Annotated in this window: 17 protein-coding genes; 14 read left to right on the top strand and 3 right to left on the bottom strand. The window is 57.5% G+C overall.

What is annotated here, in order from left to right:
* The first annotated feature begins 49 nt into the window (after window positions 1-49).
* From AYK82_RS14030 to AYK82_RS14020, 3 genes are all read left to right on the top strand, one after another.
* Window positions 50-916 carry a peptidoglycan-binding domain-containing protein gene (locus AYK82_RS14030; protein WP_068317186.1) on the top strand — a complete coding sequence of 289 codons (867 nt, stop codon included), beginning with the start codon at window positions 50-52 and terminating at the stop codon, window positions 914-916.
* Window positions 917-928: 12 nt separating this feature from the next.
* A complete protein-coding gene (locus AYK82_RS14025) occupies window positions 929-1390 on the top strand; it encodes a DUF1491 family protein (RefSeq protein WP_082733945.1) in 462 nt (153 codons plus the stop codon).
* A gap of 160 nt (window positions 1391-1550) precedes the next feature.
* Window positions 1551-2405, top strand: coding sequence for a hypothetical protein (locus tag AYK82_RS14020; protein WP_156453377.1), 855 nt, complete (start codon window positions 1551-1553; stop codon window positions 2403-2405).
* Window positions 2406-2490: 85 nt separating this feature from the next.
* Here AYK82_RS14020 and AYK82_RS14015 read toward each other — a convergent pair whose 3' ends face one another.
* The 3 genes from AYK82_RS14015 to AYK82_RS14005 form a co-directional block, all read right to left on the bottom strand.
* Window positions 2491-3210, bottom strand: coding sequence for a DUF1254 domain-containing protein (locus AYK82_RS14015; protein WP_208976503.1), 720 nt, complete (start codon window positions 3208-3210; stop codon window positions 2491-2493).
* Window positions 3211-3326: 116 nt separating this feature from the next.
* Window positions 3327-4022, bottom strand: a complete 696-nt coding sequence (locus AYK82_RS14010) for a DUF1214 domain-containing protein (protein ID WP_068317181.1) — start codon at window positions 4020-4022, stop codon at window positions 3327-3329.
* Complete coding sequence (locus AYK82_RS14005; protein ID WP_172795242.1) at window positions 4015-6360, bottom strand: transglycosylase domain-containing protein; 2346 nt, start codon at window positions 6358-6360, stop codon at window positions 4015-4017. The genes AYK82_RS14010 and AYK82_RS14005 overlap by 8 nt, the downstream gene beginning before the upstream one ends.
* 178 nt (window positions 6361-6538) lie before the next feature.
* On the opposite strand from AYK82_RS14005, the gene AYK82_RS14000 reads away from it, so the two are divergent.
* The 11 genes from AYK82_RS14000 to AYK82_RS13950 all read left to right on the top strand — a co-directional run bounded on the left by AYK82_RS14000 (window position 6539) and on the right by AYK82_RS13950 (window position 14812).
* Window positions 6539-7039 carry a YcgN family cysteine cluster protein gene (locus AYK82_RS14000; RefSeq protein ID WP_068317373.1) on the top strand — a complete coding sequence of 167 codons (501 nt, stop codon included), beginning with the start codon at window positions 6539-6541 and terminating at the stop codon, window positions 7037-7039.
* A gap of 341 nt (window positions 7040-7380) precedes the next feature.
* Window positions 7381-7737 carry a hypothetical protein gene (locus AYK82_RS13995; protein WP_068317178.1) on the top strand — a complete coding sequence of 119 codons (357 nt, stop codon included), beginning with the start codon at window positions 7381-7383 and terminating at the stop codon, window positions 7735-7737.
* Complete coding sequence (locus AYK82_RS13990; RefSeq protein WP_068317369.1) at window positions 7715-9073, top strand: DNA-packaging protein; 1359 nt, start codon at window positions 7715-7717, stop codon at window positions 9071-9073. Before AYK82_RS13995 ends, AYK82_RS13990 begins: the two co-directional genes overlap by 23 nt.
* Window positions 9074-9230: 157 nt before the next feature.
* Window positions 9231-10457, top strand: a complete 1227-nt coding sequence (locus tag AYK82_RS13985) for a phage portal protein (protein ID WP_082733958.1) — start codon at window positions 9231-9233, stop codon at window positions 10455-10457.
* On the top strand, window positions 10454-10936 hold the full coding sequence (locus AYK82_RS13980) for an HK97 family phage prohead protease (protein WP_068317175.1): 483 nt from the start codon (window positions 10454-10456) through the stop codon (window positions 10934-10936). Before AYK82_RS13985 ends, AYK82_RS13980 begins: the two co-directional genes overlap by 4 nt.
* Before the next feature lie 51 nt (window positions 10937-10987).
* Entirely contained in the window at window positions 10988-12298 is a 1311-nt protein-coding gene (locus AYK82_RS13975; protein ID WP_082733944.1) for a phage major capsid protein, read from the top strand.
* Between the two features lie 163 nt (window positions 12299-12461).
* Window positions 12462-13034, top strand: coding sequence for a head-tail connector protein (locus tag AYK82_RS13970; protein ID WP_068317169.1), 573 nt, complete (start codon window positions 12462-12464; stop codon window positions 13032-13034).
* A 52-nt stretch (window positions 13035-13086) separates the two neighbouring features.
* Window positions 13087-13518 (top strand): hypothetical protein, encoded by a 432-nt coding sequence (locus AYK82_RS13965; protein WP_068317163.1) that lies wholly within the window; start codon window positions 13087-13089, stop codon window positions 13516-13518.
* 14 nt (window positions 13519-13532) lie between these two features.
* Window positions 13533-13937 (top strand): tail completion protein gp17, encoded by a 405-nt coding sequence (gp17, locus tag AYK82_RS13960; RefSeq protein ID WP_068317160.1) that lies wholly within the window; start codon window positions 13533-13535, stop codon window positions 13935-13937.
* Window positions 13938-13973: 36 nt separating this feature from the next.
* Window positions 13974-14411, top strand: a complete 438-nt coding sequence (locus AYK82_RS13955; protein ID WP_068317157.1) for a phage major tail protein, TP901-1 family — start codon at window positions 13974-13976, stop codon at window positions 14409-14411.
* On the top strand, window positions 14408-14812 hold the full coding sequence (locus AYK82_RS13950; RefSeq protein ID WP_068317154.1) for a GTA-gp10 family protein: 405 nt from the start codon (window positions 14408-14410) through the stop codon (window positions 14810-14812). The genes AYK82_RS13955 and AYK82_RS13950 overlap by 4 nt, the downstream gene beginning before the upstream one ends.
* Window positions 14813-14815: the final 3 nt, after the last annotated feature.

Genomic DNA, 14815 nt, shown 5'->3' with positions numbered 1-14815 from the left:
TTTACATCTGGCGAAAGACGGGAACGAAAAAGGGAAACGATAGTAGGTTATGGCACGGACCAGTCCAAAGCGACATCAAGTGCAGAGCAAAACTCAAGCCAGCGGGAAAAAACACTCGGCTCTTAAGGCTGGGATTTGCCGCCTACCAGTGTTGGCAACCGCTGTACTGTTGGTCATGATCATGTTGAACGCACTGGCTTTTCAGGAAGACCAGCATCCAGCGCCAATGTTTACCACACGCGCGCCATCGCAAGATGAAGCGCTTGCCAAAGCCGCTGCCGCCGAAGCCACCCAGCTTGCGGCCCTGCAGGTGGCCTTGGTGCGCGATGTTCAATTGGAGTTGCGCCGGTTGGGGCACTACAATGGTTCGGTAGATGGCAACGCTGGCAACGCCACGCGTGGTGCGGTCATGGCGTTTGAACGCCGCTCTGGACTGCGCGAAACGGGCAAGGTCACAACTGCCTTGCTGGCTCAGCTCACCATGGCTGCCACCCCGAAAAACCGTGGCTCGGAACAGCGTGCCAACCAAAACAGTGCCCCGCTCGAAAGAAACACCGCGGGCCTGCCCGCGTCTCAAGGCACTGAACCGCAAATTACTGGCTCGATCAATGCCACGCCCGCGCAAGCGCCTCCAACACCAATGCGTAAAAAGCCCGTGACGGCAAGCGCAACGCCGCACTCACCTAGCCGTCGTTCTGGCGATCAAGTCGCGGTGTTTGACACCGCCCGCATCATGCGCCTACAAGCCGCGCTGGCCCAAAGTGGCTATGGCCCGATCACAGTTGACGGCGTGGCTGGTCAACAAACCAGTGATGCCTTGCGCCGCTTTGCCCAAGATCGCGGCCTCGTTAGCAATGGCGAAATCAGTCCGCGCGTCCTGCAAGAGCTGGAGCGTTTTATTGGCCGCAAGATCTAAGAGTACCCGCTGATGTCTCCCCGCGTTACCAGCGAATTTTGGGTGGCGGCCTATGTGCGCCAATGCTTTCAGTGTGACGCATTTGCCGCTGTTACGCGCCGTGGCGCGGCAGAGGCAGGCGTCATTATGGTGGTCGTCGACAGGCTGGACTGCACGTTTGACCTCTACACACCGGCGCCGCAAAGTTTTTTTAACGAAGAAGACAGCGGCCTGCGGCGCTTTGAACTGCGCCTTGCCGCCAGCCCCCGTGAAGAACTGGAGGGTGTCTTTGTGCGCGAGGCCCGAATGGATCCCGATTTCTGGGTGGTCGAGGTGGAAAGCGCCAAGGGCGAGCATTTCCTGCCAGCTGATGCCGCACCTGCTGCTGCCCAAGTAAGTGCGGCGGCACAAACCCAGCAAGCACCGTCAAGCCCAACACAAGGCAGCGACACCGCGCCGGAGCTTTCCATCAAGGATATCTGGCCTGATGACTAAAGCTCAGCCCAAGCTCTGAACAAATTGCACTTTACTCCGTTATCCTATCCACTAGTTTTAAAGGGGGCTTGGCGTGTTTTCTGGTGCTTATGGCTGCCTCTTGCGGCGAGTTCCTCTAGGGTGTTCTTAGCCGCACATGAATGGGGAAGGGCACGCCAACATGACAGGGCCTAAGGCAAAGCTGAGAATTTCGGCGCAGCAAACAGCCACAATAAAAATTGCCGGGCGCGCTGTTTGTGCAGGTGCCATTGCTATAATGCTGAGCGCTTGCGCCCGCCCGCAAGGCGATTTTGGCCGCGCTCAAGACGATCTCCTGCATGAAACTGCCATGCCCGCGCTCGGTGCCGCTCGTAAGGCAATTACTGGCAATCCGGTTTCTTCACTGCCGCTGACCGATAGTGAAAAAGAGCTTTACAATCGGGCTTGGGCTCTGGTCTTCCCCCCCTCTCAAGAAGACTGGCTGGGCAATTCCGTTGTTGAGATGCGCCGCACCCATGTCATCCCAGCAAGTTGGTCAAGTATCGCCTACGAGAGCTATTACGAGCACCTGTTGGACCGAAACTACCAAGCCAGCCAAACCCACTACACCAAATTGCTTGCAGACATTCAAACCGATCGTGCACTAATCCCGCCTTACTGCCGCGCGTGGCAGCAGGTGCGCGAGGCCGATAGTTTTCGCAAGGAAGCGCTGCACCGCGCCCATGATCCCTCTCGACAGCAATCGAAAGATCTAAACGCCCGCATTGGCGAAAATCGGCAAGTGCATCTTTGGGTGCAAGCGGCTCTATCGCTGCGCTTTTCCGCCTTCAGCCATGCGCTTGACCGGTTAACGATCGATGTGCCTGATCGACATATGGTATGGACCGTGCATCGCGCATTGGTCGGTTACAAGCAGGATATTTTGGATCTGGATGCGACGTGTGAGCAGCTCGCGCCATCAAACACCAGCAAAAAACCGCGCAAGTCGCGCATTCTAACCGGTTGGGGACTGGAGCGCCCCGCCCCGAAAAAATAGGTGAAAAGCTATTGGGGAAGCGTAACGCGGCACCTTCTACCCAGTCTCCACGCAAAGGCTGCCCGCGAGTTGCGCTGCCTGTTGGTTAAGAGGAGGGCGGCCGCTCAAAGCCGGTACAGGTCGCGCGGCGCAGCCCGGCACTAATTTCACGCGCATAAGCCTTGTGCGGGACAAATGCCCGTAGCATCACAAAGCCCTTCTGTGCGTCAGATTCCACCACAATCATGTCCTCCAGCTCTTCTGGCGGGTTTTCACGCAGCACCGACAACTGTTCCTCACTCAGAATCAGCATGGCAAGTTTCTCACGCGCAGCAGAGCTGTCATTTAAGCTGTACAGCGTTTGTCCCCGCTCGTTAAAGTAGGCGAGCGACCAGTAGGGGGCGTTGAGATCCACATCGAGGCGCACGGGCCCGCGCGCCAAATCAAACCGGCACAATGCATGCTCCATTGAAGGATCCAGATCTAACAGCGGCTCCGTGCGCGCCAGCACCGGCGGCAAAAGGTTAAAGCTGCGGTCATGGCCAAAGCGGGCGACCTGCTCATAAAGCGTAAAGGGAATTGCCGTCGGCACGCTTAAAACGATAAGAATATGAATAATCCCGCCGAGCAGAAAACCGGCAAGACCCCACAACACCCAGCTGGGCTTGATTTGCAGACGGCGCAGCCTGAGTGGCCAGCGCAGCAGCGCCGCCAGCCGCACCTTGCCTGCCCGCGCGGCCAGATCGAGGTGTAACAGCGATAGCAACCGCAAAAACAACACCAGCGCCCCTTGCGCAAGGCTTATGCAAAACAGAAATGCTGTCACGCTACTTTGCCGCAAACGCGCAAAACGCGGGTGCCTCCAGAGGCGCGCCAAATACGCACCACACGTCGTGGCAACGGCAAAACACATTTGCTTCAAGGCTGCAAACCTAGCGTGCATCATTGGCAATAACTCCGCCGCAAGCCCGGCATTTGCCGCCGCGAGCTCGCATATTCCCCCGCTAGAGCGTTGTCATACATGCGCAGCGCCAAAGTCAGCTGCCCATCGCCCCCTGTTGGCAGCCAGTTGCCCGCCTGCGCTTGTGGTGAGATTGTGATGCGAAAGTTGCCATCGGCGCTACGGAGCAGATCTCGGCTGTGCAGCCATGCCCGCCCAGCATCGGTTCCACGTATATGCATTTGCCCGTCCAGTGCGGTGAGCGTCCACAAACGCGCAGGCAAAGGTGCGCCTTCCAAGACGTAAGTACAGCGCGCATCAAGGGGTTGCCCCAGCTCATCCTGCACCGCGTAAAACGCAAGGCCTTCGCCCCGGCCAAGCGCAAGCCGCTTTGTACGGCTGAAAATGGCCACACTGTATGGATCATCTTCCGGCGTGCCGGCGTTCGGATAGGCCACCCAAACGCCTTCATGCACCGCATTGAAGGGTGCCCCATGATTAAGAGCGTAATAAGCTGAGCCCACCCCGACGACTAGGGATACCACAAGAAAAAATAGGTATGGACCAAACGATAGCATGCGCGCGCGGTACAGCAGGCGAGAGACCTTGGGCCATGGTTTTTGCCAGCTGTTCTCTCCGTCATAATAGGGCGTCGGCTGCGTACCGATCACCATCGCTTTTGTCTGCTTTTTATCCACCAGCGCCCCCGTTTGCCTCAATGTTTGCCCTCAGGTTTCCATCTTGATCCTCCGCATAGTTTGCATGGATGCGGTCGCTCTTATCGTGCTTGGTGTCATGCGCAGGCTGGGCCTTTTTAAAGGGCAAAGCGGGAGAGAGCGCCGCTTGCGGGCGCCCCAGAATCTGCCCAAAGCGCTCATGCAGTGCCTGTAGTTCCTGGCGAGTATTATTGCGTAGAATCTGCGGCAGTTGTCGCGCTGGCGCCGCATCGCCCTCTTGGGCAATAAGGGCGCGGCTATAGGCTTCTGGGTCAATCCCCGGCATCGGCTGGATTTCCACCCCCTGATGGGCAAATTCCATGTATTTTTGCCATGTCATCGCAGGTAGGGAGCCACCGGTCATATTGTTGGTAGGGGTAAAATCATCATTTCCATACCAAACGGCTGTCACCAGATTGCCCGTATAGCCAACAAACCAAGCATCGCGATAGGCCTGCGTTGTTCCGGTTTTCCCAGCGGCAGTGACCCCCTCAATCCGCGCGCGCCGCCCTGTACCAGCCTGCACAACATTGACAAGGATATCGTTCATTTCAGCCGTTTTATCAAATGGTAAAATCCGGATTGGCGCGGCTGCATCGCGGGCATGATCATACACCAGTTCGCCTTTGGAATTGCGTACTTTGACCACCGCAAAGGGCTGAACTTTCAGCCCGCCGCTGGCAAAGGCCGCGTAAGAACCGGCCATGTCAATCACCGTAACTTCCGCAACGCCAAGCGGCAAAGGTCGGCTGATACGTAGCTCGCTTTGTATCCCCATCATGTAAGCTGTTTGTACGATTTTATCGCGGCCAACTTTTTGCGCCAGCCGCACCGGTACCGTATTAATGGATTTGGTCAGCGCGGTTTTAAGCGTGACCGCCCCGCGATAGCGCCGCCCGTAGTTGCGCGGTGACCAGCCGCCGATATTAATAGGCGCATCGCGAATGATATCTTCAGCGGAATAGCCGTTCAAAAACGCAGTCATATACACAAATGGCTTGAAAGAAGAACCCGGTTGGCGTAGCGCATGCACCGCACGGTTAAACTGGCTTTCGTCGTAGTCCCGCCCGCCAACCATGGCGCGTACTTCGCCGCTGGTGGTGATAGAGGCCAATGCTCCCTCGCGTACCCGGTAGCGTTTACCCTGCTCATCCAGCATACTCGCAACCGAGCTTTCCGCTTGGCTTTGCAAGGCGCTGTCAAGCGTGGTGTCCACGCTCAGCACGCGGTCTTTGCTGAGTTCTGGAAATTGCAGCGCCAGATCTTGTATCTGCTCAAAGGCATAATCCATAAAGTAATCGGCGGCTGTGCTTTTGCCCCGGTCCACCGGTGTTGCCGGATTGCGTCGCGCGGCGATGATCTGCCCTTCGCTCAGAAAATTTGCCTCAACCATATTGGAGAGCACTTCATTGGCTCGCGCCCGCGCATTGGGCAGGTTTTCATGCGGGGCGTACTTGGAGGGGGCCTTGTATAGTCCGGCAAGCATGGCCGCTTCTGCCAGCGTGATCTCACGGATGTCTTTGTCAAAATAGTAATCCGCCGCCGCGGTTACGCCAAAAGTACCACCACCCATATAGGCGCGGTCCAGATACAGCTTGAGGATTTCCCGCTTGCTGAGGTTAGCCTCCAGCCACAGCGCCAGATAGGCCTCTTTAATTTTACGCTGCAACGTGCGCTCATTGGAAAGAAACAGGTTCTTGGCCAGCTGCTGCGATAGCGACGACCCCCCTTGCACCACCGAGCGTGCTTTCACATTTGCAACCAGCGCACGGAAGGTGCCGATAAAGTCAATGCCGAAGTGGCTGAAGAAGCGTCGGTCCTCTGTTGCCAGTGTTGCCTTGATCATTTGATCGGGAATTTCGTCTAGCGGCACTTTATCGTTTAGCAAAATGCCCCGCTTGCCGAGCAAGTCGCCATTGCGATCAAAAAAGGTCACAGAAAAATCGGAGGTGGTTTTCCAGTCTGCCCGCTTAGTCGCCTCAAACGCAGGCTGCGCAAAGGCGAGCATCACAATCACCCCGGCGGTGCCAAGCGTAGCCCCTTCAGAACCAAGCTCTGCCAGAATGCGCCACAGCCCACGGGCGCGAAACCGGCGCATAAAGGCGGAATACCCGCGCCACGCGGCCCGAATCGCCTGCCACGCTTGCCACAAGGTCGAATCAATCCACGCATCCGCAGCCAGCAATTTGGCAGAGACATCGCGCAAATCGCCCGGATCGCGTTTGGCGGCAGAGTGCTGCGCTGCGTCCGCGCGCGTTTTTTCACCTGCTTTTGTGCCTTTGCCCTGCTTGGCTTTGTCTTGCCCGGAAGTTTCGTTCACTCGCCCTACCTGTCAATCATCTGCGGCCAAAGTGGTAGCAATTTTGCCACTGCCTTGCGCCATGCCCAATGCGCTGTTTTCGTTTGTCTTATAAGCTACTTATGTTATGAGGCAGGCACAAGAAGGCCAAAGCCCAATAACAACAAGCCATAACAACTATCCTCTGGAGTTCGCCAAAATGAAATCCTCTAAGTCTGAAGGGCAAATCCCCTTTTGGCGGGCCAAAACCCTAGAAGAGCTCTCTCCACAAGAGTGGGAAAGCCTTTGCGATGGCTGTGGCCGTTGCTGCCTCAACAAACTGGAGGACTGGGACACCGGCGAAATTCACTGGACAAACGTTGCTTGCACTTTGCTTGATGGAAGCACATGCCGGTGCAAAAACTATGAACGCCGCTTCGACTTTGTCAGCGACTGTGTGCAGCTGGACCCAAAAACCGTTCGTGAATTAAAATGGTTGCCCGTTACCTGCGCCTATCGTTTGGTGCGCGAGGGCAAAGACCTACATTGGTGGCACCCCCTTGTCTCCGGGGATCCTCGATCCGTCCACCAGGCAGGCATATCGGTGCAAGATAAAACCGTCCCTGAAGATGGGCTGGAACCGGAAGATCTGGAGGATTATCTGGTCGCTTGGCCCGATGAGCCCGAACAAGAGGCGGAGCCTCAAACATCGCAGGCCTAAGCATCGGCTACCACTGACTGTACGGCGGAAAAACCAGAAATTTTCGCAGAGAGAAGCGATGTTTTTTGCTGCATGTGCCCTGCAATATTGCTTACAGGCGAGGGATAACTTCGCCCCGAAAATCCATAAGTCTTTTGCGTGCCTACGTAATCTGAAATATCGCATGATAATAACTAACCTATTGTAATTAAATAATAAAATCATTGACAGTGCCGCGCTGATCAGTTAGGTTATTGGCATGCTCGAAAAACTGTAGGCAGTTAAGGTTAACCGCTCTTAGGGGCTGGTTTCTGAACCATTGTTTTTGGGCAATTTCCAATAAAATACAATAGGATATACCCATGTCCTCACCAGTGCGAAGCGCCAGCACCGCGCCATTGCGGCTGAGCAAATCTGCCAGCTTGCGGTTGCTACGCGCCTTTGAAGGCCAGTTACAGCATTTGGAAACCACGCTCAGCAAAACAAGCGAGCAAGCAGGCGGAAGTCCTGTTCTGCTGGATCAACAGGCCAAAGCCATCGCCAGTCTTGCCAAAACCCTGGACCTCTTGATGAACTTGCACCGTTCTGTTGCTACCGCCGGTGCTGCTCACCAACAGAGCAAGGAGACAAACGCTGCCGCGATTACCAAAGAACGCCAAGACATCGATAGAATGCGCCGACAGCTTGCGCAGCGCCTTGCGCAGCTTAACAAGCCCTGAGGTTCGCGCTGCGTTTGTCGCCTCGCTTTCCCCTGAAGAATTGCGGTTCTTGCAAGCGGATTGGCAAGTCTTCGCGCACGATCATCAACTGCCACCAATCAGCTGCGCAGAGGACCCATGGCACCTCTGGATGATCCTCGGCGGCAGAGGCAGCGGTAAAACCCGAGCCGGAGCTGAATGGGTCCGCGCGCTGGCTTTAGGCGAGCGTTGGGCGCTCCCGCAAGCCATCTCCCACGGGGGCAGCTCTGCTACAGTACCTGCCAGTGATGAGCCGCTGCAAATCGCGCTGGTGGCACAAACCTATCACGATGCGCGTGAGGTCATGGTGGAGGGGGTGTCGGGCATTCTGGCTGTGCACGCCGAACATGAGCGACCCCAATGGCTGCCCTCGCGCCGCCGCTTGCAATGGCCAGACGGAACAACAGCGCGGCTTTATTCTGCCGAAGATGCCGAGGCGCTGCGCGGCCCGCAATTTCATGCTGCTTGGTGTGACGAACTGGGCAAATGGGGCGAGGCAGAGGCAGCTTTCGCCAACTTGCAGTTCGCCTTGCGCCTTGGGCGGGCGCCTTGCCAACTCATTACCACCACCCCGCGACCAACCAAACTGCTGCAATCCCTGTTGGCGCGCAAAGACCTGCACCTCTCCCATGCCAACACCATGGCGAACGCCGCGCATCTGGCCCCAAATTTCCTAGGCCAGATGCTGGAGCGCTACGGCGGCAGCCGTTTGGGCCGGCAGGAGCTGGAGGGCGAACTGCTCACCGATCGCGAGGACGCCCTGTTTCTGCGCTCATGGATCGAGCAACACCGATGCAAAAGCCCTCCACCACTTGTGCGCGTAGTAGTTGCCATTGATCCTCCGGCCACATCAGGCCCCCGCGCTGATGCCTGTGGCATCATCGCCGCAGGGCAGGGGGCAGATGGTCAGCTCTACGTGTTGGCCGACCACTCCGCCGCGCGCCTGCGCCCCGCCGCATGGGCTGCCCGGGCCTTGCAGTTGCTAGCCCAGGTGAATGGTGATGCGCTTATTGCTGAGGCCAATCAAGGGGGGGAGATGGTGCAGGCTGTCATTCATCAATTGGACCCAGCCCAGCCTGTCACTCTGGCCTATGCCAGCAAATCAAAACAACGCCGGGCCGAACCAATCGCGCTGCTTTATGAGCAAGGGCGCGTGCACCACACACAGCCCATGCCAGAGCTGGAGGATGAGTTGTGCGGCTTTGGCGCAGATGGCACCAGCAATGGCCATTCACCAGACCGGATGGACGCCCTCGTTTGGGCACTTTCAGAACTGGCCTTTCGTAAGCTTAGCCGCCCGCGTGCCCGTTCTCTTTAAACATATTTTCTAAGTGGCCAATCCGGCTTTAACAGCAAGGAACACTTCCATGCCAAGACCAATCTTGCGCTGGCCCTTCCGCCCTGCGCCCAAATCACAAGAAGAAAACGGCGCGCACGCGTCCTCGCCCCCTTTGCATGAAAAAATGCAAAAGCAAATGGAGGCAAAGCAGGCCGCGCCCTTTTCATCCGCCAAGTTCTACAAGCTTGCAACCACAGGCGAACCAATCTGGACCAACCGCGATTACGCCGCGCTGGCCCGTGCCGGATATTGCCGCAACCCCGTTGTGTATCGGGCCATCCGAATGATTGCCGAGGCCGCGGCCAGCCTGCCGCTCATCCTCAAAGACGGCGCTATTGAGCTTGACGAACACCCGCTCTTGTCTCTGTTACACCGTCCCCACCCCGGCGAAAGCAAGGCCGGGCTGCTTGAGGCGGTCTATGGCCACTTGCTCTCCTCAGGCAATGCCTATCTGCACGCGCTCACGTTACAAGCAGAACCTCGGGAGCTGCATTGCCTGCGCCCTGACAGGGTCAGCCTTGTCACAGGCAACCGCGGCTGGGTGGAGGCTTGGGATTACACTTTGGCAGGCAAAACCACCCGCTTGCAACAACGGCGGGAAGATCCGTTGCCACCCGTGCTTCAGTTGCGCCTTTTTGCGCCGCTGAGTGATCACTATGGCTTTGCACCTCTGGAAGCTGCCCAAACCGCGCTGGATGTGCACAACGCGGCTGCTGCCTGGAGCAAATCCCTGCTGGATAACGCGGCCTGCCCAACCGGAGCGCTGGTCTATGGCGGGCCAGACAGTGCCCAGTTGTCTGACGAGCAGTTCACCCGCTTGAAACAGGAGCTGGAAGGCAGTTACCAAGGTGCCCGCAACGCTGGCCGCCCCATGTTGCTGGAAGGCGGGCTGGATTGGAAGCCCATGGGCCTGAGCCCCAAGGATCTGGACTGTATCGAGATCAAAAACCAGGCCGCCCGCGAGATCGCGCTCGCCTTTGGCGTGCCGCCCATGTTGCTGGGGATCCCCGGCGACAGCACCTACTCAAATTACCGCGAGGCCAACCGCGCTTTCTGGCGTCAAGCCGTATTACCGCTGGTGCATAAAACCCTCGCCGCGCTCGGCAATTGGCTCGGCAGCGCTTACGCAGGTGATCTGCACCTCAGCCCCGATCTGGACGCCATCGAAGCGCTTTCAGAAGAGCGCAAAAGCTTGTGGGAGCGGGTCAGCCGCGCCGATTTCCTCACTGATGACGAAAAGCGCCTCGCTGTCGGATATGGCATGCGCCCCACACAGGTGAAAACTACGCCGCCGCAAGCTGTTCTTTCCCAGACACCAGCAGCTCCAAACACTGTGCAGCAAACCAAAAAGGAGAGTGAATGATCCAATCCCCGCACGAGACCGGTGCCGCCCCGCCACTGGTTATTGAAGGCTACGCCAGCCGCTTTAATGAATGCGATGGCAGCGGCGATGTGATCCGCTTTGGCGCCTTTGCCGCCTCACTGCAACACCGACCCGCAACCGGGGTCAAGATGCTGTGGCAACACAACCCGGAAAAACCCATCGGCCATTGGCTACATATGGAAGAGGATACCAACGGCCTCTACGTGCAAGGTGAAGTGTGCCGCGGCCTTTGCCAGTCCGAAGAAGCCATAGCGCTGGTGCAAAAGGGCATTCTTGATGGGCTCTCTATTGGTTTTAAAACCCTGCGTGCCCGCAAACAATCCCGCACCCGCCACAACATCGCAGCACAGCAAAGCGCGGATTTTTGCCGCGAAGTGCTGGCGGTAGACCTCTGGGAAATCTCGTTGGTGACCTTCCCGCTGCTTACCACCGCCCGCCTGCAAATAGCCCATTTGTAAGCCGTTGAACCCTCATGGAACCTCTATAGATTTTAACCGAAAGGCAAAAGTATGACTGCCAAACAAGCCGCTCCTCTTGAAACAAAAGATCTTGCCAACCAACCCGCCCCCCGCCCTCCGGTGGCGCGTGTGCTCGAGACCAGCGCCTCTGGCCTTTCCGCCAGTTTTGAAGGGCTGAACCGCGCGCACCATGAGTATATGCAGGAGAATAACAACCGCACCCACCTGCTAGAGAAAAAAGCCGGCGTTGATGTGTTGCTGGATGAAAAACTCTCACGCCTTGATAGCGAAATTGATAGACACATACGGCGCCTTGACGAGCTGCAAATCAAAGCGCAGCGCCTGGAACGGGCCAGCAGCAATGCTATGGCCCGTGAGCACGCACCAGCCGTGGCAGAGCATAAAACTGCCTTCCATTCCTATATGCGCCGCGGTGCCGAGGAGCCCCTGCGCCAGATGGAACGCAAATCCATGAGTGCCGGTAGCGGACAGGATGGCGGTTATCTGGTGCCAAGCGAAACAGAAACCAACCTGTTGCAAACCATGGCCGCCATCTCGCCTATGCGTGCCTTGTCAGCACAGAGGCAAGTGTCAGCCAACACCTTCAAACGGCCATTCTCGCCCGATGGTGCCGCGTGTGGCTGGGTGGGCGAGACAGAGAACCGCACGCAGACAGCTGGCCCCGGCCTGCAAGAACAAGTATTCGCCACCATGGAGCTCTACGCCATGCCGGCGGCCACGCAGACCCTGCTGGATGATGCGGCCATTGATATCGATGCGTGGCTCACAAGCGAAGTGGAAAGCGCTTTCGCCCGGCAAGAAACCGAAGCCTTTGTAAATGGCGATGGCAGCACCTCGCCAACCGGCTTTTTAGCTTACGCCCAAGCAGAGGAAAACAGTTGGCAATGGGGCAAAGTCGGCACCAGAAAAACCGGCGTAAACGGTGCATTGCCTGCGCAAAACCCCTCCGATAAGTTGATTGATCTGATCTACACCTTGAAAGGGCGCTACCGCCAGAATGCCACCTTTGTGCTCAATCGCGGTACCCAAGCCCAGCTTCGCAAACTCAAGGATGCCGACGGCAACTACATCTGGCAACCACCTGCCAGCATCGGCGCCAGCGCCTCTCTGCTGGGCTATCCGGTGCAGGAGCTGGAGCAGATGCCAGACGCGGGCAGCGGAGAGACACCCATCGCTTTTGGGGATTTTAAACAGGCCTACCTGATCGTGGACCGGCTTGGCCTGCGCGTTCTGCGTGATCCCTTCTCAGCCAAACCCTATGTGCTGTTCTACATCACCAAGCGTGTTGGCGGCGGTATACTAGATTTTGATGCCCTCAAGCTGCTGAAATACAGCGCTTAAGCCTTCAAAAAGGCGAGGGGCTCGAGCGCCCTTCGCTCCCACGCACCATGCTGCCGGTCATAATACCTATTGATGCGCTGCACCTTAGCCAAAGACCGGCACCTTTCTTCCATTAAACCAGCGTTGAGGCAGGTCTTAAATGCTTGCCGGACATGGAGAACCAATGAGCCTTGTCGAACTGGAACCACCCCAGAGCGAGCCGGTGGATCTTGCCCAGTTGCATATGCACCTGCGTCTCAGCCATAGCGAAGAAGACCCGCTTCTCACCCGTTTAATTGTTGCTGCGCGCGAGCAAGTGGAGCTCATCACCCAGCGGGCACTGATTTCTCGCCCGTTTCGTCTTTATCTAGATCAGCTGCCAAGCGAGCCGGTTGTGCGCCTGCCCAAGGCACCGGTTAGCTCATTGCAAAGCATCACCTTGTACGACGAAGATGGCGAGCCCCAAGCTCTTTCGCTGGAAAGCCTGCGCAAAGATCTGGCAGCCAATCCCCCCCGCCTGCGTCTACCAGCCCATGCCTACACCCCCGGTAAGGCAGCAAATGGAGCGGAGATTGATTTTCTTGCAGGCTACGGTGCAAGCACGGCCTCGGTACCAGCTGGACTGCGCCAAGCGGTTATTTTGTTGGTTGCCTTCTGGTTCGAGCGCCGTCTGGGGGAACAGGAAGAGCTGCTGTGCTCCTTGAGGCCCCATGGACTGGTTGAGGCACTCAGCCCCTACAAAGTCCTGCGTCTCTAAGCCTCCACTCGGATTTCATCTTGCATCCATTCTCTGATGTACGGAGCGCACAATGCCAGCGAACACCACCATCTCAATCGCCGCCGCAAAGGCCAGCGCATCCCGGCGTAGCCGCAAGGCCCGGCTTTACCGGCAGAGTTATCGCCAAGGTGACACAGCAGGCTCCCCTGCACGCTGGCGGTACCAAGCCACCTTGTGGGTCGCGCTTGAGCGGGTGTCACTTGCGCTGGGCACCCCTGCAGCCGTACCTCAAACGACCAGCACTTACACTGTGCGCGCGCCGTTAAGCCCCGGCATCAAGGCAGGCGACTTGCTACAGCTTGGGCAAATTATGCTGCTCGTGCTCACGCAAGATGATGGCGCCGAATTGCCCGGTAGCCGCCGCCTGTTGTGCCGCGCAGAACCACCTGAGCATTATGCACTTAGCTCTGATGAAAACGTTCCGGAAAACACCCCCGGCAGTGCCACGGGAGCGGTGAACTGAGGAGAGAATGCGTTATGCGCCAGCCGCCTGATACTATCCGCCTCTACCTGCACAAACTGCTGGCCGAAGATGCCGCGTTGCAAACATGGCTTGGTACGCCGCCGCGTATTTATGACCGTCTGCCACTAGCTGCCACTTATCCGCTGGTGCTGATAGAGGAACTGCAGCGCACCCCGCTGGATGGCGATGACCCGCCGCTCATCCGCCTGCAACTGCGCATGAGCGCGGTTTCCAGAAGCCGTAATGCTGGCGAAGTGGAAGCGATCGCCGAGCGATTGGCTCAGGTGCTACAGGCGGCACCCAAAGCAGATGCCACCGCGCCCTTGCTGCATCTGGCGTTGCAGCGCAGCGAAATCCAACCGCTCACCAGCGCGCGGGCCATGCGCCAGCGCCTCAGCTTCACAGCCTTCTCGCTGTAAGGCGCACATTTCCCCTACGACTTAAAGGGAGGCACCATGAGTGCTCAAACCGGGCGGGATCTCCTGCTGAAAATCGATGCAACTGGCACCGGAGCGTTCGTCAGCGTAGCGGGCTTGCGCTCCAAGAAACTGGCCTTAAGCGCCACCGCGCCGGACATTACCGACACCGCCAGCCCGCAGCGGTGGCGCGAACTGTTAAGTGCAGCAGGCACGCGCGCTCTTTCCCTGTCTGGGCGCGGCATCATCAAGGACAGCGAAAGCGATAAACTGTTACAGCAGGTATTCTTCGCCGCGAAGCTTTGCACATGGCAAATTATTGTTCCTGCGCTTGGTCATCTAGAAGGGCAATTTCATTTGCAGGCTCTAGAGTATGCAGGTGAATTCAACCGTGAACTTACCTATGAGATCGCGCTGGAATCTGCCGGATTAATCACCTTCACAGAAGAGGTGAGAACTGGGGAGGACAGCCAATGAATATGCGTTTCCCGCCCCAACTCCGTTCTCTCGCCCCAAGGGCAAATCCTCATAGAGGTGCCATCTCGCTGACCCTGCCAAGTGGTGAGCTCTGCCTGCAAATGACCCTTGCTGCACTGGCAGAACTGGAGGCGGAGCTTGCCAGCGGCTCAACGGCAGCCTTGCTGCGCAAAGTTGGTGAGGAAGGCCTTAATGCAAAGGAAACACAGCAAGTACTTGTGGCTGCTCTGCGTGGAGGCGGCGCTGTTAATCCGGCCGCGAGCGTGGAGGCGCTACGCCAATGCATCGGTGTTCAAGGTCTGTTTTCACTTGCCCTACAAGTTCTGCTGATAACCTTCACACCAACACAGCGCTCCGAGAGCTTGCAATCAGGTGAGGCAGCGTTTCGGGCCCCAAAGTAGCGC

Origin of the sequence: Polycladidibacter hongkongensis (assembly GCF_001561995.1) — a bacterium.
In the GTDB taxonomy this organism is placed as follows: Bacteria; Pseudomonadota; Alphaproteobacteria; order Rhizobiales; family Stappiaceae; genus Pseudovibrio; species Pseudovibrio hongkongensis.
Note: the sequence above shows the minus strand (reverse complement) of the source record. Positions and strands in the feature narration are given on the sequence as shown.

Coding starts and splice junctions, on each gene's coding strand:
- AYK82_RS13965 (WP_068317163.1), top strand. CDS start 13,087: ATGCCAGCGAACACCACCATCTCAATCGCCGCCGCAAAGGCCAGCGCA.
- gp17 (WP_068317160.1), top strand. CDS start 13,533: ATGCGCCAGCCGCCTGATACTATCCGCCTCTACCTGCACAAACTGCTG.
- AYK82_RS13975 (WP_082733944.1), top strand. CDS start 10,988: ATGACTGCCAAACAAGCCGCTCCTCTTGAAACAAAAGATCTTGCCAAC.
- AYK82_RS14025 (WP_082733945.1), top strand. CDS start 929: ATGTCTCCCCGCGTTACCAGCGAATTTTGGGTGGCGGCCTATGTGCGC.
- AYK82_RS14020 (WP_156453377.1), top strand. CDS start 1,551: ATGACAGGGCCTAAGGCAAAGCTGAGAATTTCGGCGCAGCAAACAGCC.
- AYK82_RS14000 (WP_068317373.1), top strand. CDS start 6,539: ATGAAATCCTCTAAGTCTGAAGGGCAAATCCCCTTTTGGCGGGCCAAA.
- AYK82_RS13980 (WP_068317175.1), top strand. CDS start 10,454: ATGATCCAATCCCCGCACGAGACCGGTGCCGCCCCGCCACTGGTTATT.
- AYK82_RS13955 (WP_068317157.1), top strand. CDS start 13,974: ATGAGTGCTCAAACCGGGCGGGATCTCCTGCTGAAAATCGATGCAACT.
- AYK82_RS13950 (WP_068317154.1), top strand. CDS start 14,408: ATGAATATGCGTTTCCCGCCCCAACTCCGTTCTCTCGCCCCAAGGGCA.
- AYK82_RS13995 (WP_068317178.1), top strand. CDS start 7,381: ATGTCCTCACCAGTGCGAAGCGCCAGCACCGCGCCATTGCGGCTGAGC.
- AYK82_RS13970 (WP_068317169.1), top strand. CDS start 12,462: ATGAGCCTTGTCGAACTGGAACCACCCCAGAGCGAGCCGGTGGATCTT.
- AYK82_RS13985 (WP_082733958.1), top strand. CDS start 9,231: ATGGAGGCAAAGCAGGCCGCGCCCTTTTCATCCGCCAAGTTCTACAAG.
- AYK82_RS14030 (WP_068317186.1), top strand. CDS start 50: ATGGCACGGACCAGTCCAAAGCGACATCAAGTGCAGAGCAAAACTCAA.